The organism is Sphingomonas sp. VDB2, from assembly GCF_047946695.1.
In the GTDB taxonomy this organism is placed as follows: Bacteria; Pseudomonadota; Alphaproteobacteria; order Sphingomonadales; family Sphingomonadaceae; genus Sphingobium; species Sphingobium bisphenolicum.
Genome location: NZ_CP159615.1, coordinates 3,278,537 through 3,296,920 on the forward strand (window position 1 = coordinate 3,278,537; position 18,384 = coordinate 3,296,920).

At 65.6% G+C, this 18,384-nt stretch carries 19 protein-coding genes and 1 pseudogene; 10 read left to right on the forward strand and 10 right to left on the reverse strand.

The window, feature by feature from the left end; genetic code table 11:
• Window positions 1-40: 40 nt before the first annotated feature.
• The 5 genes from ABT375_RS16405 to ABT375_RS16425 are packed head-to-tail and all read left to right on the forward strand — an operon-like array spanning window position 41 to window position 4,208.
• The gene (locus ABT375_RS16405) at window positions 41-919 is read left to right on the forward strand and encodes an MBL fold metallo-hydrolase (RefSeq protein WP_416463355.1); all 879 of its coding nucleotides are present in this window, start codon (window positions 41-43) and stop codon (window positions 917-919) included.
• Window positions 904-1,629, forward strand: coding sequence for a DUF4230 domain-containing protein (locus ABT375_RS16410; protein WP_416463356.1), 726 nt, complete (start codon window positions 904-906; stop codon window positions 1,627-1,629). The genes ABT375_RS16405 and ABT375_RS16410 overlap by 16 nt, the downstream gene beginning before the upstream one ends.
• Before the next feature lie 44 nt (window positions 1,630-1,673).
• Window positions 1,674-2,663, forward strand: a complete 990-nt coding sequence (gene nadA / locus ABT375_RS16415) for a quinolinate synthase NadA (protein ID WP_416463357.1) — start codon at window positions 1,674-1,676, stop codon at window positions 2,661-2,663.
• Entirely contained in the window at window positions 2,660-3,508 is an 849-nt protein-coding gene (gene nadC, locus ABT375_RS16420) for a carboxylating nicotinate-nucleotide diphosphorylase (RefSeq protein WP_416463358.1), read from the forward strand. The genes nadA and nadC overlap by 4 nt, the downstream gene beginning before the upstream one ends.
• A complete protein-coding gene (locus tag ABT375_RS16425) occupies window positions 3,501-4,208 on the forward strand; it encodes a ribonuclease T2 family protein (RefSeq protein WP_416463359.1) in 708 nt (235 codons plus the stop codon). The genes nadC and ABT375_RS16425 overlap by 8 nt, the downstream gene beginning before the upstream one ends.
• Window positions 4,209-4,417: 209 nt before the next feature.
• On the opposite strand, the gene ABT375_RS16430 is transcribed toward ABT375_RS16425, so the two are convergent.
• A complete protein-coding gene (locus ABT375_RS16430; RefSeq protein WP_224549683.1) occupies window positions 4,418-4,840 on the reverse strand; it encodes a DUF4112 domain-containing protein in 423 nt (140 codons plus the stop codon).
• 90 nt (window positions 4,841-4,930) lie between these two features.
• A complete protein-coding gene (locus ABT375_RS16435) occupies window positions 4,931-6,421 on the reverse strand; it encodes an ABC transporter substrate-binding protein (protein ID WP_261935453.1) in 1,491 nt (496 codons plus the stop codon).
• Between the two features lie 139 nt (window positions 6,422-6,560).
• Between ABT375_RS16435 and ABT375_RS16440 the strand changes: the two genes are divergently transcribed.
• Entirely contained in the window at window positions 6,561-7,970 is a 1,410-nt protein-coding gene (locus tag ABT375_RS16440) for an OprO/OprP family phosphate-selective porin (protein WP_261935452.1), read from the forward strand.
• Between the two features lie 49 nt (window positions 7,971-8,019).
• Here the strand turns inward: ABT375_RS16440 and dapE are convergent, their stop codons facing one another.
• Complete coding sequence (gene dapE, locus ABT375_RS16445; RefSeq protein ID WP_416463360.1) at window positions 8,020-9,159, reverse strand: succinyl-diaminopimelate desuccinylase; 1,140 nt, start codon at window positions 9,157-9,159, stop codon at window positions 8,020-8,022.
• A gap of 83 nt (window positions 9,160-9,242) precedes the next feature.
• Here dapE and ABT375_RS16450 point away from each other — a divergent pair, with 83 nt between their 5' ends.
• Window positions 9,243-9,686, forward strand: a complete 444-nt coding sequence (locus ABT375_RS16450) for a cupin domain-containing protein (RefSeq protein ID WP_416463361.1) — start codon at window positions 9,243-9,245, stop codon at window positions 9,684-9,686.
• A 2-nt stretch (window positions 9,687-9,688) separates the two neighbouring features.
• Window positions 9,689-10,723 (forward strand): S66 peptidase family protein, encoded by a 1,035-nt coding sequence (locus tag ABT375_RS16455; protein WP_416464922.1) that lies wholly within the window; start codon window positions 9,689-9,691, stop codon window positions 10,721-10,723.
• 49 nt (window positions 10,724-10,772) lie between these two features.
• Here the strand turns inward: ABT375_RS16455 and ABT375_RS16460 are convergent, their stop codons facing one another.
• Window positions 10,773-12,044: a dipeptidase gene (locus ABT375_RS16460; protein WP_224549690.1), complete on the reverse strand. Its 1,272-nt coding sequence runs from the start codon at window positions 12,042-12,044 to the stop codon at window positions 10,773-10,775.
• Window positions 12,045-12,151: 107 nt separating this feature from the next.
• On the opposite strand from ABT375_RS16460, the gene aat reads away from it, so the two are divergent.
• Complete coding sequence (gene aat, locus ABT375_RS16465; protein ID WP_416463362.1) at window positions 12,152-12,901, forward strand: leucyl/phenylalanyl-tRNA--protein transferase; 750 nt, start codon at window positions 12,152-12,154, stop codon at window positions 12,899-12,901.
• Window positions 12,902-12,936: 35 nt separating this feature from the next.
• On the opposite strand, the pseudogene ABT375_RS16470 reads toward aat, so the two are convergent.
• The 6 genes and pseudogenes from ABT375_RS16470 to ABT375_RS16495 form a co-directional block, all read right to left on the reverse strand.
• A pseudogene (locus ABT375_RS16470) lies at window positions 12,937-13,359 on the reverse strand (DUF2155 domain-containing protein); the annotation flags it as partial.
• On the reverse strand, window positions 13,356-13,754 hold the full coding sequence (locus ABT375_RS16475) for an NADH:ubiquinone oxidoreductase subunit NDUFA12 (protein WP_261935449.1): 399 nt from the start codon (window positions 13,752-13,754) through the stop codon (window positions 13,356-13,358). The pseudogene ABT375_RS16470 and the gene ABT375_RS16475, both read right to left, overlap by 4 nt.
• 50 nt (window positions 13,755-13,804) lie before the next feature.
• Window positions 13,805-14,332 carry a DUF192 domain-containing protein gene (locus tag ABT375_RS16480; protein WP_416464923.1) on the reverse strand — a complete coding sequence of 176 codons (528 nt, stop codon included), beginning with the start codon at window positions 14,330-14,332 and terminating at the stop codon, window positions 13,805-13,807.
• 235 nt (window positions 14,333-14,567) lie between these two features.
• Window positions 14,568-15,551: a hypothetical protein gene (locus tag ABT375_RS16485; RefSeq protein WP_416463363.1), complete on the reverse strand. Its 984-nt coding sequence runs from the start codon at window positions 15,549-15,551 to the stop codon at window positions 14,568-14,570.
• Complete coding sequence (locus tag ABT375_RS16490; RefSeq protein WP_416463364.1) at window positions 15,503-15,649, reverse strand: DUF6471 domain-containing protein; 147 nt, start codon at window positions 15,647-15,649, stop codon at window positions 15,503-15,505. Before ABT375_RS16490 ends, ABT375_RS16485 begins: the two co-directional genes overlap by 49 nt.
• Before the next feature lie 247 nt (window positions 15,650-15,896).
• Window positions 15,897-16,418, reverse strand: a complete 522-nt coding sequence (locus ABT375_RS16495; RefSeq protein ID WP_416464924.1) for a regulatory protein RecX — start codon at window positions 16,416-16,418, stop codon at window positions 15,897-15,899.
• 148 nt (window positions 16,419-16,566) lie between these two features.
• On the opposite strand from ABT375_RS16495, the gene ABT375_RS16500 reads away from it, so the two are divergent.
• Window positions 16,567-18,327, forward strand: a complete 1,761-nt coding sequence (locus ABT375_RS16500) for a fatty acyl-AMP ligase (RefSeq protein WP_261935447.1) — start codon at window positions 16,567-16,569, stop codon at window positions 18,325-18,327.
• The last annotated feature ends 57 nt before the right edge of the window (window positions 18,328-18,384 follow it).

Consider the following 18,384-nt stretch of genomic DNA (forward strand, 5'->3'; position numbering starts at 1 on the left):
ACGCCCTTGAAATCCGCGCATAAATGGGCACATGGGATGCATGGCAACACCTTTCGATCCGGCCGACCTGCCGACCGGCGTCCTGATGTCGCTGTCTCCGCTGGTGGCGCGGGTGCTGGCGCCCAATCCGTCGCCCTTCACCTATACCGGGACGCAAACCTATGTCGTGGGCATGGATGCGGTGGCGGTGATCGATCCCGGCCCGGCGGACCCCGATCATCTCGCCGCGCTGACCGCGGCCATTGCCGGACGCCCGGTGGTGGCGATATTATGCACCCATACCCATCGCGACCATAGCCCGGCCGCGCGGCCGCTCAGCGCGATGACCGGCGCGCCGGTGATCGGCTGCGCGCCGTTGACGCTGGACGATGACGGGCCGCGGGCGGACGCCGCCTTCGACGCGGATTATCGGCCCGATCGCGTGCTGGCCGATGGCGAGCAGGTCAGCGGGCCGGGCTGGACGCTGGAGGCGGTGGCGACGCCGGGGCATACCTCCAACCATCTCTGCTTCGCCTTGCTGGAGGAGAATGTGCTCTTTACCGGCGACCATGTGATGGGCTGGTCGACCAGCGTGATTTCGCCCCCAGATGGCGACATGAGCGCCTATATGCGGTCGATGCAGCGGTTGCTGGAGCGGGACGACCGTATCTATTATCCCGCCCATGGCGAGCCGATCGAAAACCCGCAGCGGCTGGTGCGCGGCATGATGGGCCATCGCAAGCAGCGCGAGGGGCAGATTTTGCGCTTTCTGGCGCGCAACGGCGACAGCGCCATCCCCGACATGGTGGCCGAAATGTACAAGGGCGTCGATCCGCGCCTCTATGGCGCGGCGGGGCGATCGGTGCTGGCGCATCTGATCGATCTGGACGGCCGGGGTCTGGCCGCACCGCTGGAGGATGGGCGATGGCAGATGCGCTGAGGCGCCCATGGCAACGCTATGCCGGGCCGATCCTTGGCGCGCTGCTGATCCTGTTCGTGGGGGCGGCGATGCTGGTCGGGTGGCAGCGCTATGATCGCGACTATGTGGTCGCGGTCGAGGATGACGGGTCGGCGGTGACGAAGATCATCGCGGAAAAAATTGCAGGTGCCAGCGACCTTCGCGTTTCGCGGCTGAACGGCACGGTCCAGAGCACGGCGCAGGATGTGCGCGGCTTTGGCTGGCTGAAATCCGATCAGCTGGTGAAGATGCCCTATTCGGTCGATTATTTCATCGACCTGTCGGGGCTGAGCGCGCGCGACCTGGAGTGGAACGAGAAGAGCCGCACGCTGATCGTCAATGCGCCCGATGTGACGCCGGACAAGCCCAATGTCGACGAGGCGCGCCGGACGCTGGTGCGCACCAGTGGCCTGTTCGTGACCCGGGCGGCGGGCGAGGCCCTCAGCCGGAAAGTGTCCGCCCATGCGCAGGCGCGGGCGGAGGCGTCGGCGCGCTCGCCCGAACGCATGGCGCAGGCGCGTGAATATGGGCGCAGCGCGGTGAGCAAGATCATGAGTGCGCCGCTGGCCGCGATGGGCTTTGGCGATGCGCGGGTGATCGTCACCTTTCCGGCCGAGCGGCGCAGCAAGGACCAGTGGGACGTCACCACACCGATCAACGAGGTACTGGCCAACAGGCGGCAGCAGCGCTAGGGCGCGGACAAAGGGCCAGCCATGGGACCGAGGAGTTACAGGGTATGAACGCGATCACGGATATTCCGCAGGGCACCGACCTGCGCGCCGAAATCGACCGGCTGCGCAAGGAGCGCAACGCCGTTATCCTCGGCCATTATTACCAGTCGCCCGAGATCCAGGATTTGTCGGACTTCGTTGGCGATTCGCTGGAATTGTCGCGCAAGGCGGCGGAGACGGACGCGGACGTGATCGCTTTTTGCGGCGTGCGCTTCATGGCGGAGACGGCCAAGATATTGTCGCCGGAAAAGATCGTCGTGCTGCCGGACATGGATGCGGGCTGTTCGCTGGAGGACAGTTGCCCGCCCGCCCAGTTCAAGGCGTTTCGCGAGGCGCATCCCGATCATATTGCGCTGAGCTACATCAATTGTTCGGCCGAGGTGAAGGCGCTGTCCGACATCATCGTGACATCGTCATCGGCCGAAAAGATATTGGCGCAGATCCCCAAGGACCAGAAGATCATCTTCGGTCCCGACAAGCATCTGGGCGGATACCTCAAGCGCAAGCTGGGCCGCGACATGCTGCTGTGGCCGGGCGTGTGCATCGTGCATGAGGCGTTCAGCGAAACCGAACTGCTCAAGCTCAAGGCCCAGCACCCCGACGCGCCGATCGCCGCGCACCCCGAATGCCCGCCCTATATCGTCGATCATGCCGATTATGTCGGGTCGACCAGCGGCATTTTGGACTTCGCCAAGACCATGCCGGGCGACACGCTGATCGTCGCGACCGAACCGCATATCATCCACCAGATGGAAAAGGCGGTGCCGCACAAGAATTTCATCGGCGCGCCGGGCGCGGACGGCAACTGCAACTGCAACATCTGTCCCTATATGGCGCTCAACACGATGGAGAAGCTGTATTTGTCGCTGCGCGATTTGACGCCACGGATCGAGATGGACGAGACGCTGCGCGTGGCTGCGAAGAAGAGCCTGGACCGGATGCTGGAAATGGCCAGCGGCACGGTGGGGCAGGGGGATGTGGGCGCGCGGCCATGAGCTTATCCCTCCCCGGCTTCGACCTTGCCGCCTTCGTCGCTTCCACCCTGGCCGAAGATCTTGGCCCCGATGGCCGGGACGTCACCAGCGAGGCGGTGATTCCGGCCGATGCGGTGTTCGACGGGGTGATGGACAGCCGCGATGACGTGACGCTGGCGGGACTGCCGATTGCGGTCGCTTTCTTCCGCGCGCTCGATCCCGATGCGAAGATCGAATTGCTGGCGCAGGATGGCGACCGGGTGGCGGCCGGGACCGACATCATGCGGATCAGGGGCAAGGCGCGGGCGATGCTGACGGCGGAGCGGTCCGCGCTCAACAGCGTCCAGCATCTGACCGGCATCGCGACGATGACGCGGGCCTATGTCGATGCGATCGACGGGACGGGGGCGACCCTGCTCGACACGCGCAAGACCATACCGGGCCTGCGCGTGCTGGAGAAATATGCCACGCGCATGGGCGGGGCGACCAATCACCGCATGGGGCTGTGGGACGCGGCGATGATCAAGGACAATCATGTCGCAGTCGCCGGATCGGTCGAGGAAGCGGTGCGCCGCGCCGTGGCGGCCGGGGTCGCCAGCATCATCGTGGAGGTCGACCGGGTCGACCAGATCGAACCGGCGCTGCGCGCGGGCGCGACCCATTTGCTGCTCGACAATATGGATGCGGCGACGCTGCGCGGGGCGGTCGCCCTGGTGGACGGGCGCGTGCCGACCGAGGCGTCGGGCGGGGTCACGCTGGAGACGATCCGGGCCAAGGCGGACACGGGCGTCACCTATATCAGTGTCGGGCGGCTGACCCAATCGGCCCCGGCCGCCGACATCGGACTGGATTTTGCCTATGCTTAAAGCTGTGCTGCCTGTGATCGCGCTCGTGATGCCCGGCGTCGCACTGGCGCAGGCCAATCAGTGCCGCCTGCCGGACGTCATCGCCCGGCCGCGAATCGAGGGGCCGACGGTCGAAGACCCCAAACGCGTCCTGCCGATCGGCTATTATACGCTGGCGGTCAGCTGGACCCCGCAATATTGCAAGACGTCGCGCGGGGGCGCGCGCGATGCGTTTCAGTGCCAGTCGGACAACAGCTTCGCCTTCACCCTGCATGGACTGTGGCCCGACGGCTATGGCGAGCAATGGCCGCAATATTGCAAGGCCGCCGGCATTCTGCCGCGCAAGGTGATCCGCGATCATCTCTGCGCGACACCGTCGGTCCAGCTGATCCAGCATGAATGGGTCAAGCATGGCACCTGTATGCCGACCAACCCGACTGCCTTCTTCGCCCTGTCGCGCAAGCTGTATCATGCGCTGCGCTATCCCGACATGGCGGAACTGGCGCAGCGCCCGACCCTGTCGGCGCGGGCTTTCGCAGAAGCCTTCGCGGCACGGAACAAGGGCATGGTCGCCGACGGCATTCGCCTGAACGTCACCCGCGACGGATCGCTGAGCGAGGTGTGGATCTGCATGGACCGTAAATATCGCTACATCAGTTGCCCGCCGCAGCAGGGCGGCGTCAGGGACCGGGCGCAACTGCGGATCGAACCGCCGCGCTGATCCCTGGAGCATCGTGCGGGAAAGTGGGAACCGGTTTTCCGCTAAAAACGATCCGAAAACAAAAAACTAGAGCGTGCGACTTGCGTCCGATCAAACGCAGCGCGCTCTAGAGCGATTTCCACTCAAACGGAATCGCGTGACGGTTAAGAAATCGCGTCAAACCAATAAATTAGAGCGGCCAATCCGACGCAGTCGGGTCACAGGCCGCTCTAGCCGTCGATCGTCACCGTCGCGGGATGGTGGCGGTCGAGATGCTTGCGAATGATGCGCAGATTCTTGGTGTTGGACTTGTAGAGAAAGTCGAACAGGTCGCCCGCGAAGGGGATGGCGCCGACCAGCGTATCGACGCCGACATTGGCGGCCATGCGGGTAATCTGCCATTTCGACATGCCCAGATTGCGGGCTTCCCACACGATCCACGCGCCCATCGCCGCGGTGGCGAGGTCGCCGACGACGGGGACCAGCCCTACCAGGCTGTCGAGGCCCACCCGATATTTGGTGCCGGGGATGACGAACAGGCCCTCCAGCACCGCTTCCATCGCTTCGATCCGGCGGCGGATCGAGGCCGGGTCACGGCCGAAACCCGGCAGTTCCCGCGCTAGCCGGTCGAACTGGTCCTGCGAAATCGCCATCGTCTCTGTCTCCTCGCCCCGTTTGCGACGGGGGCCTGATCCCTATACGCACGCAACGCCCAAGCGTTCATCGCACGCATGATCCAATCCCTAATTGGTGGTGCGGAAGAGATGGTTCAATGGGTGACGCGCGCGCGCGGAGGGTTGGAAGCCGGTGAGCCGCTTGGCCACCAGCGACCAGCGTACCGGCGCGCCGAGGGCAATATAGCCGTCATGCGCGACCATCTGCGCTTCGGCTTCGGCGATGCGGGCCGTGCGTTCCTCGGATGAGCTGGAGAGGCTGGCGGCCTGAAGCTGGGCATCGGCGACGTCGCTGCAATGGATTTTGCGGGCGCAGCCGATACGGCCGAGATACCAGAGGGCGCTGTCATAGGCGGCGACTTCATCGATCAGGCGCAGGTCGGCATCCGCATTGATCGCGACGCGCTGTGCGGGCAGACCGATGGCGGCAAGGTCGCGCTGCAGCAGGCCGAACAGCAGCGTGGCGCCAGGACCGGCCGGCAGGGCGATGCGCAGCGGTGGCGGTGCGCCATTATCGGCGCGCCAGCGGGTGACGCTCGCCCCGGCCTGCGCCCGTCGTTCGTCCAGCGACAGCGCTGCCCAGGCCGGATCGGTGGGAGTGCGGCCCAGATCCATCGGATCGGGCAGGATGCGCTCGCTGGTCGCCCAGCCGCCCAGCGGGAACAGGGCGGGTAACTGGCTGCGGTCGATCGTCATGTTGATGGCGGCGCGAATCGCGGCGTCGTCCAGCAGCTTGCCCCGGCCAGTGACGGCCAGGCCGAGCAGGCCGCGCACCGGATCGACCCGCACATTGTCGCGATCGATCCCGGCCGGCACCAGCAGGGGCAGGTCGGTGAAGCGGCCGCCCAGCACCAATGCGGCATCGCGTTCGCGAAAGCGGATGATCGCCAGCGCGGCGCGTTCCGCGCGCAGGACGCGGGTCTGCCAGGGCGGAACCGGCTCGTCCGCCGCCGCGTCGTCGCCGCTGGCGCGGTCGATCGGAGTGAGGACCAGCGCATTGCCGCGCGCGGCGCGACGATAGGGGCCGGTGCCGCCGTCGCGCGACAGCACCGCCATCTGCGGCTGGGCCAGCATTTGCAGCACATAGGGGCGCGGTGCGGCCAGGCGAATCTCGATCACCTCGCCGGTCATCGGCACCACCGCCTGCACCGCGTCGAGCGGGCCGTCGGGATCGAGTCGCCGCAGCGATTCGATCCGCGCCATCAGCATCCGGGCGACATCGGGCGCGGTGACGCGCGCGCCATTGGCCCAGAAGGCGCGGCGCAGGCGAAAAATATAGCTGCGCCCGTCATCCTCGACGATCCAGCGCTGGGCCAGCGCCGGCAGGACTTCGCCGCCCGCGTCGAAGGCGACCAGTCCCTGCGCGGTCGCCTCCAGGATCAGCTTGGCGCCGGGGTCGGGCAGGGCGGCCAGCGGTTTCGCAAAATCGTCGCGATTGCCCACTACGCTCACCACGACGGGATCGTGGCCCTCATCGGAACAGCCACCCGCCAGCAGGCACAATATCGCACCGACGACCAATGACGGCTTTCTGACGGGAGGGCGGGCGCGCGTGAACATGGGACAAGGAGTAGCCTGCGATGGCCGCCCCGCCAACCGGGGATCACCGCCACAGTCATGTCATAAAAGTGACATGTCAAAGACGCGCAGTTGTCACGAAAAATTCATACGGGCTTGGCGAGACAGGAAGGGGAAATCGATGCGTCCCATATTGCGACCGGTGATGGGCCGACTGGCCGCCGGCACCGCCATCGCGCTGGCGATGGCGCCCGCGCCGCTGTGTGCGCAGGCGATCAGCGCCGCGGAAGCCGACGCGTTGCGCGCCCAGATCGCCGCGCTGAAGGCGCAGGTCGATCGGCTGGAGGCGCGGCTGGACAGCGCGCCGGCCGCGCCCGCGCCCGCGCCCGTTGCAGCATCGGCCGCCCCGCCTGCGCAGGTGGCGCAGGCCAGGCCGGCGAGCGACAGCGTCATCGGCTGGAAGGGCGGGCCGGTGTTCAGCAAGGGCGCCGCCAGCTTCCATGTGAAGGGCCGCATCCAATATGACGCCGGGCTGCTGATGACCCCGGACAGCATCACCGATCGCGCCAAGGGCTATTCCAACGAACTGCGCCGCCTGCGTCTGGGCGGCGAGGGGCAGTTGGGCGGTGGATTCGGCTACAAGCTGGAGCTGGAGCTGTCCGACAACAGCGTCGACCTGGTCGATACCTTCATCACCTATGAAAAGGGCAAATGGCTGGTCACGCTGGGCAATCACAACAGCTTCCAGTCGCTGGACGAACTGATCGGCGATACCGGCGGATCGGTGATGGAGCGGGCCGCCTTCACCGACGCGTTCGGCTTCGAGCGGCGGCTGGGTCTGTCGGCGCAATATCGGTCGGGCATCGTGCTGGCGCAGGCGGGTATCTTTTCCGACAGCGCGGATTCGCTGACCAACGATGCCGACGGGGCCGATGGCGGAGACGAAAACAACAGCTATGGCGTCGATGGCCGGGTCGTGCTGGCGCCCAGGTTCGGCAAGACGCAGTTGCATTTCGGCCTGTCCGGCCATTGGCGCGATTTCCAGCGGCTGGCGGAAAATCCGCAGCGTTATCGCCAGCGCGCCTATCTCCACAGCGCCAACAGCCGGTTCCTGGCGACGGCTAATATTCCGGCCGACGGAGAAAGCCATTATGGACTGGAACTGGCCGGCGAGCGCGGGCCGCTATGGTGGGCGGGCGAGGCCCACTGGCTGCGGGTTTCGCGGCCGGGGCTGGCCGATCCCACCTTCTTCGGCGGCTATGGCGAGGTCGGCTATGTCCTGACCGGCGAAACGCGCGGCTACAAGAACGGCATCTTCGGCATCGTGAAGCCCGACAGCCCGGTCGGCAGCGGCGGCTGGGGTGCGTTGCAGGCGACGGTGCGCTACGATTATCTGAGCCTCAACGACAAGGATATCGTCGGCGGCAAGCAGAACGGGATCATCGCCGCGCTGGTGTGGACGCCGGTCGAATATCTGCGTTTCAACGTCAATTACGCCCATCTGGATTATACCGACGCGGCGATCCTGGCCGGTGGCAAGAGCGATTATGGCGTCGATGTCATCGGCTGGCGCGCGGAACTGGATTTCTGACGCCCGCGGACCGGAACAGGCAGGTATCTTCCCCCGGCCGCGCCTGGGTTCATCCCAGCGCCCGCGCTACCACCAGCGCATAGATGCGCGTCAGGTCATGCAGATCCTGCACCGCCACCGCCTCGTCCAGCTTGTGCATGGTCGCGTTGTTCAGGCCGAATTCCACCACCGGGCAAATCCGCGACAGGAAACGCGCGTCGGACGTGCCGCCGGTGGTCGACAACTCCGTCTCCACGCCGGTCACGTCGCGGATCGCGCCGCTGACCAGATCGCTGAACGCGCCCGGCGCGGTCAGGAAGGATTCGCCGCTGATCTTGGCTTCGACTATGCCGCCCTCGGTCGCCGCCAGCCCCTTGATCCGCTCGATCAGCGACGCGCCGCTATGCTGGTCGTTGAAGCGGATGGAGATGCGCGCGGTCGCCGCGCCGGGGATCACATTATGCGCGACATTGCCGACCTCCAGGTCGGTGATCTCGATATTGCTGGGCTGGAACCAGTCGGTCCCCTCGTCCAGCACCTCGGCTTCGATCGCCGTCAGGATGCGCACCAGTTTCGGGATCGGATTGTCGGCCAGATGCGGATAGGCCACATGCCCCTGCGACCCGGCGACCCTGATCCACATATTGACCGACCCGCGCCGGCCGATCTTCACCACATCGCCCAGCCGCGCCGACGATGTCGGTTCGCCCACCAGACACAGGTCCGGGCGCAGGTCGCGCGCCTGCATCCGGTCCATCAGCGCCAGCGTGCCATAGATGGCCGGCCCTTCCTCGTCCCCGGTGATGATCAGGCTGATCGTGCCCGGCAGGTCGTCTGGCAGCGCGTCCAGCGCCGCGACGAAGGCGGCGATCGATCCCTTCATGTCCACCGCGCCCCGCCCGTAGAGCAGGTCGCCGCGAATTTCCGGCGCGAACGGATCGCTGGTCCAGCCCGCGCCCGGCGGCACCACGTCCAGATGTCCGGCAAAGGCGAAATGCGGTCCCGCCCCGGTGGTGCGCCAGGCCAGCAGATTTTCCACCGGCCCGTCGGGCGCTTCGCCCACGGTGAACCGATCCACGGTAAAGCCGCGCGGGACCAGCATCGCCTCCAATGCGGCGAAGACTTCGCCGGTGGCGGGGGTTACGGACGGGCAGGCCAGCAGGCGCCGGGCCAGTGCCACCACATCGTCATTGGTGCTGGTCATGCTCATCCTGCCGCGTTAGCGAAAGCCATGCGGGTTGGCCAGCTTTTGGGGGCCAGCCCCAAGAGGACAGGCCACAGGAGGACCGGCCCATGCCACGGATCGACCTCGACAGCATCGCGCAGACGAACAGCACCGGCTATCCCGCCGGCCATGCGGCTATCGTCGACGGGCGATGGGTGCGACGGCTCGGCCCTGCCCACGGCCTCAGCGATTTCGGCGTCAGCCATGTCGTGCTGAAACCCGGCGCGGCGTCGTCCCAGCGCCACTGGCATGAGGATGAGGACGAGTTCGTGCTGATGCTGGCGGGAGAGGCCATGCTGGTGGAGGAGGGCAAGCGCACGCCGATGACGGCCGGCGACATGGCGGCTTTTCCGAAAGGCGATCCGAACGGCCATCATCTGGTCAATGAAAGCGCGGCCGATTGCGTGTTCGTCGCGTTCGGCCGGGTGCCGACGGGGGATTGCCATTATCCCGATATCGATCTTCTCTGGTCGGGCGGGGCCTACCGCCACAAGGATGGGAGCAGCTATTGACGATGCGGATGGACCGGCGCGGCGCGCTGACCGGAATGGGCGCGATGCTCGCGGCGATGAGTATATCGGCGCGCGCCGCGCCTGCTCCTCTGGTGAAGCCGCCGCGGCTGCGCGCGGGCGACACGGTGGGCCTGATCGAGCCGGCGGGGTTCAGCGACGACGCGTTCGACCTCGATCTGGTCAAGGAAACGATCCTCGCCATGGGCCTGAAGCCCAGGGCCGCGCCGCATCTCGCCGGGCGCTACGGCTATCTGGCCGGGACCGATGCGGATCGGGCGGCGGACGTCAACGCGATGTTCGTCGACCCGCAGGTCCGGGCGGTCTTCGCGGTGCGCGGCGGCTGGGGCTGCGCGCGCATCCTGCCTCGGCTCGATTTCGCGACGATCCGTAAAAATCCCAAACTGCTGGTCGGCTTTTCGGACATCACCGCGCTCCATCTGGCCTTCGCCGCCAAAGCGGGCTTCACCACCATCCACGGCCCCAATGCCGCGAGCAGCTGGGGAGCGTTTAGCTGGGACGCCTTCCGCGCGGTCGCCTTCGACGCGGCGACGCCGACCTTTTCCACCCCGGTCGGGCATGACGATCGGCTGGCGCAGCGCACGGGGCGCATCCGCACCTTCCGCCCCGGCGTGGCGCGCGGGCGGCTGCTGGGCGGCAACCTCACCGTGCTGGCGGCGCTGATGGGCACGGCTTATCTGCCCGATTTCACCGGCGCGATCCTGTTCATCGAGGATGTGAGCGAGCAGCCCTATCGCATCGACCGGATGCTGACCCAGCTATCGCTGGCGGGGATATTGGGCAAGCTGGCGGGCGTCGCCTTCGGCCAATGCACCGACTGCGGGCCGGGCGGCGCCAGCTATGGCGGCTTCACTTTGTCGGAGGTGCTGCAACAGCATCTGGAGCCGCTCGGCATCCCCGCCTTTCAGGGCGGCCAGTTCGGTCACGTCGCCAACCAATATAGCCTGCCGCTGGGTGTGGCCGCGGAAATGGACGCGGAAGCGGGGACGATCAGGCTGCTGGAGGCGGCGGTCAGTTAGGCGGTCTGAAAATCCTCCCCAGGCCTTTGGCGCAGAGGACCAGGGCTGCCTATGGTTTCACGCCATCCAGCCCCGCCACGGTCCCGCTCCCCGCCGGTTCGCCCGCCATCCCCGCCGCGACCTTCTCCGCCGCCGCCATCACGCGCAGCACATTTTCGCCCGCCAGCTTGGCGATATCCTTGTCGCTCCAGCCCCGGCGCATCAGTTCGGCCAGCAACGCCGGATAGGTCTGCACCCCGCCCAGTCCCTGCGGCAGCGCGCCAACGCCGTCGAAATCGCTGCCGATGCCGACATGGTCGACGCCGGCCACTTTGGCGATATGGTCGATATGGTCGGCGACCTGCGCCAATGTCACCACCGGCTCGGGATTGGCCTTCTCCCATGCCGCCAGCGCCGTCTTCGCGCCTTCGGGATCGCCGATATAGAGGCCGCCAAAGGGCGGTGCATTATAGCGTGCGACTTCCGCACTGCGGGCCGCGCTCCAGATACGGCGCGCTTCCGACACATATTGCGGCGCATAATTGACCATCACCACGCCGCCATTGGCGGCCACCTGCGTCAGCACCGCATCCGACACGTTGCGCGGCGTGTTGCAGATCGCCCGCGCGCTGGAGTGGGAGAAGATCACCGGCGCCTTGCTGACCCGCAGCGCGTCCAGCATCGTGCCCTCGCTGACATGGCTCAGATCCACCAGCATCCCCAGCCGGTTCAGCTCATGCACCACCGCCTCGCCGAACGGGGTGAGCCCGTCATGCTGCGGATTGTCGGTCGCGCTGTCGGCCCAGGCGATCGTGCGGGCGTGGGTCAGCGTCAGATAGGATGCGCCAAGCTGGCGATAGCTGCGCAGCACGGCCAGGCTGCCGTCGATCTGGCCGCCGCCCTCCACGCCCAGCAGCGATGCGACCCGCCCCGCCTTGTGCGCGGCGCGTAGCTCCGCCGCCGTGGTGACGAAGGCGAAGTCGCTGGGGTAACGGCGCGCAAAACTATGGGCCAGGTCGATCTGCTCCAGCGTGTCCTTGACCTGCTGCAGTTCGGGCAGGTCGGCCGACACCCAGACCGACCAGAATTGCCCGCCCACGCCGCCCGCGCGCAGCCGTTCGATATCGGTATGGAAGGTTGCCGGGTCCAGCCGGTCGAGCGCCATCGTCCAGCGTCCTTCCTTGGCCTTGTCGGCCAGCGCTTCGGGCCAGTCGTTATGGCCGTCGATCAGGGGGGTGGCCTTCAGCACCTTGGCGACCCGATCCGCATAGGGATCGGCGGCGGCGTGGACGGCGGGGGCGGCGAGGAGGAGCGGCAGCAGGGCCAGGGACAGGCTTTTCATGGGGCGGCAAGCTAGGGCCGCGCCGTCGCAAGTCAATCTCCCGCCGGATGCCATAATCGATCCAGAGGGCTTTCCCCTTCCGCCCCGTCTGCTACTCCTTGGCCAGAATGATGATCGATCCGCTCGTCCTGCTGCAGGCCTATTCCATCGGCGTCTTTCCCATGGCCGACGACCGCGATGCGGACGAGGTCTATTGGGTCGAACCCAAGCGGCGCGCGATTCTGCCGCTCGACGGTTTCCACCTGTCGCATTCGCTCTCCAAGACGATCCGCCGGGACCATTTCCGGGTCAGCGCGAACCGCGCCTTTGCGCAGATATTGGCGCTCTGCGCGCAGGCCGCGCCAGATCGCCCCTCGACCTGGATAAACCATCAGATCGAAGCCGCCTATCGCCACCTGCACGAAGCCGGCTTCGCCCATTCGATCGAGATATGGGAGGGCGACGAACTGGTGGGCGGCCTCTATGGCGTCGCCATCGGTCGTGCCTTTTTCGGCGAATCCATGGTGTCGCGCCGGACCGATGCGTCGAAAGTGGCGCTGGCCTGGCTGGTCGCGCGGCTTCGCGTCGGCGGCTTCACCCTGCTCGACTGCCAGTTCATGACCGATCATCTGCGCACGATGGGCGCCGTTGAAATCAGCCAGCGCGACTATCTTCAGTTGCTGGGCGCGGCGGCCGGCGGCGTGGCGCTGGGGGCCGGGGCGGGCGCATTATCGCGCGGTTCGGGCGTGGCGGCCGAACGGGCGTTTGCGCCGCTCGCGGGCGATGCCGTCACGGGTTCGCCCTTGGCGCCCAGCTTCACCGTCTCCGACCCGGTTTCGGGCCAGGCCATTGCACAGCTTCTGACCCAGACGTCATAGATCGGGTGCTGCACGACATTGCGGTCGGGCCGTTCGCGGAACAGCCAGCCGGAAAAATTGCGCCGCCATTTGCCGTCGGCGCTGCTGCGCACGTCCAGTTGGATGAAGGCGCCGGTTTCCTGCACATTTTCCCAGGGCGCGCTGGTTTCGCACGCCTGTAGCCGCACGATCGCGTCGCCGACGCGCAGCGCTTCGCCCGGCTTCATCGTCAGGTCGCGGGTCAGGCCGTTGCGCTTGTTGAGCAGGCCGACGACGGCGGTGCGTTCCGCCATCGGCGTGGTGCCGGGCAGGGCGGTGCCGGCGACCGACCGGATCGGCGATCCTTCGACCTTGACCGGGCCGGTCTGGTTGCCGTCAGGCACATCATTCTTGCCGCACGCGGCCAGGGCCAGCGCGCAGGACAGCAGAGGCGCGTACAACAGGATCGGCGGGACGCCCCCCGCCGGACGCCGGCTCATGCCGCGTCGGGGCTCCACGCCTCATAATCGCCGGTCGCCTTCTGGCGCTGGCCGCCCTTTTCGAGCGCGCCCGACGGGCGATAGGCGTGGGCGGTGCCAGTGGCGTTGGGGGTCGATTCCAGTTCCCAGATGCGCGGCGGCGGCAGGAAGCTTTCGGGCGCACCCTCGATCGAATGATGCAGCCAGCCATGCCATTCGGCGGGCACGCGGCTGGCGTCGTTGACGCCATTATAGATGACCCAGCGGCGCGTCAGGCCATTGGGGTCGATGCCGCCCTGATAATAGATATTGCCCTGATGGTCTTCACCGACCTTGCTGCCCTTGCGGGAGGTGAAGAGAGCGGTGCCGATGGTCGCGCCATCCCACCAGGTGAAGATCTTGCCGAGGATTCCCATGGGCCAAGCGCTTAGCCGCTGCGACGGGCGCGGGCAAGGAGGATATGGCGCTATCGGGGCGCGGCCGGACAGAAATTGCGGTCGGTCGTGACCTTGCCGCCCGGCACCGCGCAACCGCCCCAGTTCACCCGGTCGCCTTCCGCGATTCCCAGCTCCGCCGCGCGCCCGCCGCGCAGTTCCAGCACGGCGGCGACGGGAATGCCGGCGGACACCGGGATGCGCGAATACGGTTCGGCGTTGCTCTTCAGGAAAGCGATCGTCCCGTCGGTATGGATGAACAGCATGTCGAGCGGGATCAGCGTATCCTTCATCCAGAAGCTCGCGGTGCGCGGCGGGTCCATCGGGAACAGCATCCCCCCGTCGGCAGCGAGTTCCTTGCGGAACATCAGCCCCTTTTCTTGCTCCTGCGGCGTGGCGGCGACCTCGACGTCGAGCCGATGCGCGCCCTTGGCGGTCGAGATGACGACCGGCAGCGCGGCGGTGACGGCCTGCGCCTGCGCGCTATTGTCGGCAGCGGGCTTGGGGCCGGAACAGGCGGCCAGCAGGCCGAGGACGAGAAGGGCGGGGAGGCGGATCATCATGACTGCCTAATGCGATTCGCGGCCGTTGGGGAGGGTATTAACCGTCAATCTGATTGGGGGGCCGATCATGTTCCGTCGTGCCAGCGCAAGCGGGCATCTCCCTCCTTCCGGCGGGATGACGAAGTGAAAGCCGCCCTTCCGCCGTCTGTCCGGCATCATGTAGCGAACGCAGCAAGGCGGTTACGGCTGTCATCGCCACTGATGGCGGACGTATCGCAGATCGCAGCGTCGCTTATCCGGGGCTATCCCCGGTGGGTGGTGAGGGTTGAATAGTTTCGTCCTTGGGCTTGCGGCGTGGTTGGCTTCGCTTTTTGGCCTGTATGATTTCAGCCGTTCTCATGGTGCGCCCACTAGGTTGCCAGGTCACGTCTTCGAATGTTTGACCTTCTGTGACGGCATCCCAAACGCAGTGATCGGTTCGTGGCCTCCCATCCAAGCCAACCCATTCATATCTAACGTCAATTTGGAAATTGATGAACCATCCTTTGGAAATGAGAGGAAAGATTGGATTCCCTCTATCCGTATGATAGACGATGATAATATTGTCTCCAGACACCAATTCTTTGAAAAATTGCTCTCCTTGAGGAGTTGGTATTCCGTCTTTGTTTCGATCAGGGCGGTTAGATTTACTTCTGGACATCGCCGTTTTTACAATAATCTGCTTTGCAGGCATTATGCCCACGTTTTTTATTTCCAGCGAGAATCCTCGCATATCCCCGAAGGTGGTATTTTCTGCGGACACGCCAAGATATGGCCGCAACTGGTACTCCGCGGATTGTTCCGCGACAGCTATTTGTCGTTCAGCAGCATCGGCAGCTCTTCTGGCTTCGTTCGCGCCGGTTTTTGTATGCTTTGCGGCCGCGCGTGCGTACCAAGCAGCAAAGCCAGCCGCGCCCAAAGTAAACGCCCCTATGAAAGTGCCAAGCAACGCCAGCCAGAAAGCGCGCCTAGCCCAGTCAGTGGAATCCTTGGCAGCGTCAGCAGCTTTCCACTGAGCGCAAAGATCGGAATTACGCGCGTCTTGACCTGGCTGGCATCCGGCGTCTGGCTCTGATCGTTCGTTCGCCTGCTGGATGGCAGAAGCAATATTCTGCAATGCTTTGGCGCTGGCGGCATCGGCTTGGTTGTGATCATTGGCCTTCTGTTCTGGTGATGCAGCCGTGAGTGCTAGCCATCCGAAAGCCGCAAGGATGATGCCCCGATCGCTTCTAAGCATTGGACCAAAAACACCACTGTAAATTTACCCCAGCTCAGCTTGTTCCTGATATTCGGCCCAGAGTCCATGATGCCAATGTCGGCCAGCTTCCCGACCAACTCCGCATAGGAAATATTCCGGCGCTTTAGCTCGCCTTTGAGAAGCTTCTACATCTTGTCTTGGGTGCAACATCTATCCTGCTTCATATTTCCCGCCTGCCGCTGTCCTACACCCCCCCGTTTCCGCTATAGCCGCGCCCGGTTCCTTCGCATCGTCAACCCCGCCTCTCCGCTGGTCTGCGACCGCTGGCGGCGAAGTTCCGACGAAAATTTCGCCATATGCGACATGGAAGAAGTTCCGGCCTTCTCACTCCGCCGCCATCGGCTCCCCCGGCGGGGCATCGACCCAGCGCCGTGCGACGGCATAATCATGACCCGCGCGCAGAAACGCCGCGATCGCCTTCTCCCGCTGCTTGGGGTCAAGCGGCCCGGTCGCATAAGGGCCGACCCGCTTGCGCCGGGCGAAGCGGTCCGCCGCCGCCCAGGCTTCGGACGCGATCTGCGCATCGGCCTGTTCGCGATCCTCCTCGCCGATGCCGGCCGCGCGCAATTCCTCGCCGATGCGCCGCGCGCCATAGCCACGCCGGGCCAGCGCCCCGCTCTTCATCACCGCATAGCCGGCATCGTCGATATAGCCCAGTTCCACGAAGCGGTCGGCCAGCCCCTCCGGGTCAGCGGGCTGTTCGCCGCCCCAGCCGCGCTCCTTGATCTTGCGCTTGAGATAGGCGAGCAGCTTGCCCCGGCTGGTGGCGAAGCGGGCGACATGGCGCAGCGCCATGTCGCGCAACGCGCTTTCGTCGAGCGGTGGAGGGAGGCGTTTGCCGGTCATCATGATGCAACATGCGACATGCGCCATCTTTATGCCACAGTCGGGCCGGAATTTCACCGCGCCTTGTCGGCTATGAGTGCATGCTGGAATGCAATATCCGGTGCATGTCGCAGTCAAAGATGATAGCGGCCGCGCCTTCACGATTTTTATGACATTGGGTGAAACCAATATGACGGGTTCGCAAGAGATGATGGCACCGACGCCGACCACCGATGATCTGCCGCGCCGCTTCTCCGATTTCGGGACGCTGGGCGAAGCGCTGGACTATGCGGCGCAGGGCAAACGCGGCCTCAATTTCCACGATGCGCGGGGCAATCTTGCGCGGCCCTATCCGTTCAGCGAATTGCGCGCCGACGCGCTTGCCTGCGCCCACCGCCTGATCGCCCATGGCGTGAAGCCGCAGGACCGCGTCGCCCTGGTCGCCGAAACCGGCGCCGATTTCGCCATGCTCTTCTTCGGCATCGTCTATGCCGGCGCCTGGCCGGTGCCGCTGCCGCTGCCGACCAGCTTCGGCGGCAAGGAAAGCTATATCGACCAGCTCAACGTCCAGCTTTCCAGCTGCGACCCGATGCTGTTCCTCTTCCCCAAGGAACTGGAAGAGATGGCCGGCGAATCCGGTCGGCAGAAATCGGTCGAAAGCATCGCCTTCGAGGATTTCATCGCCCGCGACGCGTCGCCCGTCGACCTGCCGCAGGCGCGCACCGACGAGATCGCCTATCTTCAATATAGCAGCGGCTCGACCCGCTTCCCCCATGGCGTCGCGGTGACGCATCATGCGCTCCTGTCCAACCTGTCGGCGCACAGCCACGGGATGCAGGTGCAGGACAGCGATCGCTGCATCAGCTGGCTGCCCTGGTACCATGACATGGGCCTGGTCGGCTGCTTCCTGTCGGTCGTCGCCAACCAGGTGTCGACCGACTATATGAAGACCGAGGATTTCGCCCGCCGTCCGCTGGCCTGGCTCGACCTCATCAGCCGCAATGAAGGCACCTCGATCAGCTATTCGCCGACCTTCGGCTATGACATCTGCGCCCGCCGCATCTCCAGCCAGACCAAGGCGGAGGACCGGTTCGACCTGTCCCGCTGGCGGCTTGCCGGGAATGGCGCGGACATGATTCGTCCCGACGTGATGCAGAGCTTCGTGGACGCCTTCGCCGATGCGGGGTTCAGCCCCAAGGCCTTCCTGCCCAGCTATGGCCTCGCCGAAGCGACGCTGGCCGTGACCATCATGCCGCCGGGCGAGGGGATCATCGTCGAACTGGTCGAGGAAACCGATCTGTCGGGCGGCGACGCGACAGAGGGGCGTCCCCAGCGCTTCCGCTCGATCGTCAATTGCGGCAAGCCGGCCAAGGACATGATCGTGGAAATCCGCGACGAGGATGGCGGCCTGCTGCGCGAGCGCCAGATCGGCAAGGTCTGGACCACCGGTCCCAGCCTGATGGTCGGCTATTTCCGCGACGAAGCCGCGACCAAGGCGTGCATGGCGGATGGCTGGCTCGACACCGGCGACATGGGCTATCTGAGCGACGGCTATCTCTACATCGTCGGCCGCGCCAAGGACATGATCATCATCAACGGCAAGAATCACTGGCCGCAGGATATCGAATGGGCTGTCGAGCAACTGCCCGGCTTCAAGCAGGGCGACATCGCCGCCTTCGCCATCACCACGCCGGGCGGCGAGGAAGCGCCCGCGGTGCTGGTCCATTGCCGCACGTCGGACAATGAAGAACGGTCGCGCCTGCGCGACCAGATCCGCGAGCGGGTCCGCGCCATCACCGGCATGAACTGCGTCGTGGAACTGGTGCCGCCACGCACCCTGCCGCGCACCAGTTCGGGCAAACTCAGCCGGTCGAAGGCGCGCAACCTCTATCTGACCGGCGAAATCCGGCCCTATGATATCGCCGCCTGACACTCGGCCCGATCGCGATATCCTCTCGGCCAAGGTTACCGATTGATAACCCATGAC

Excerpts from the sequence above, each read along its gene's own strand:
- ABT375_RS16405 (WP_416463355.1), top strand. The coding sequence starts at position 41 with ATGGCAACACCTTTCGATCCGGCCGACCTGCCGACCGGCGTCCTGATG.
- ABT375_RS16410 (WP_416463356.1), top strand. The coding sequence starts at position 904 with ATGGCAGATGCGCTGAGGCGCCCATGGCAACGCTATGCCGGGCCGATC.
- nadA (WP_416463357.1), top strand. The coding sequence starts at position 1,674 with ATGAACGCGATCACGGATATTCCGCAGGGCACCGACCTGCGCGCCGAA.
- nadC (WP_416463358.1), top strand. The coding sequence starts at position 2,660 with ATGAGCTTATCCCTCCCCGGCTTCGACCTTGCCGCCTTCGTCGCTTCC.
- ABT375_RS16425 (WP_416463359.1), top strand. The coding sequence starts at position 3,501 with ATGCTTAAAGCTGTGCTGCCTGTGATCGCGCTCGTGATGCCCGGCGTC.
- ABT375_RS16430 (WP_224549683.1), bottom strand. The coding sequence starts at position 4,840 with ATGGCGATTTCGCAGGACCAGTTCGACCGGCTAGCGCGGGAACTGCCG.
- ABT375_RS16435 (WP_261935453.1), bottom strand. The coding sequence starts at position 6,421 with ATGTTCACGCGCGCCCGCCCTCCCGTCAGAAAGCCGTCATTGGTCGTC.
- ABT375_RS16440 (WP_261935452.1), top strand. The coding sequence starts at position 6,561 with ATGCGTCCCATATTGCGACCGGTGATGGGCCGACTGGCCGCCGGCACC.
- dapE (WP_416463360.1), bottom strand. The coding sequence starts at position 9,159 with ATGAGCATGACCAGCACCAATGACGATGTGGTGGCACTGGCCCGGCGC.
- ABT375_RS16450 (WP_416463361.1), top strand. The coding sequence starts at position 9,243 with ATGCCACGGATCGACCTCGACAGCATCGCGCAGACGAACAGCACCGGC.
- ABT375_RS16455 (WP_416464922.1), top strand. The coding sequence starts at position 9,689 with ATGCGGATGGACCGGCGCGGCGCGCTGACCGGAATGGGCGCGATGCTC.
- ABT375_RS16460 (WP_224549690.1), bottom strand. The coding sequence starts at position 12,044 with ATGAAAAGCCTGTCCCTGGCCCTGCTGCCGCTCCTCCTCGCCGCCCCC.
- aat (WP_416463362.1), top strand. The coding sequence starts at position 12,152 with ATGATGATCGATCCGCTCGTCCTGCTGCAGGCCTATTCCATCGGCGTC.
- ABT375_RS16475 (WP_261935449.1), bottom strand. The coding sequence starts at position 13,754 with ATGGGAATCCTCGGCAAGATCTTCACCTGGTGGGATGGCGCGACCATC.
- ABT375_RS16480 (WP_416464923.1), bottom strand. The coding sequence starts at position 14,332 with ATGATCCGCCTCCCCGCCCTTCTCGTCCTCGGCCTGCTGGCCGCCTGT.
- ABT375_RS16485 (WP_416463363.1), bottom strand. The coding sequence starts at position 15,551 with ATGCTTAGAAGCGATCGGGGCATCATCCTTGCGGCTTTCGGATGGCTA.
- ABT375_RS16495 (WP_416464924.1), bottom strand. The coding sequence starts at position 16,418 with ATGACCGGCAAACGCCTCCCTCCACCGCTCGACGAAAGCGCGTTGCGC.
- ABT375_RS16500 (WP_261935447.1), top strand. The coding sequence starts at position 16,567 with ATGACATTGGGTGAAACCAATATGACGGGTTCGCAAGAGATGATGGCA.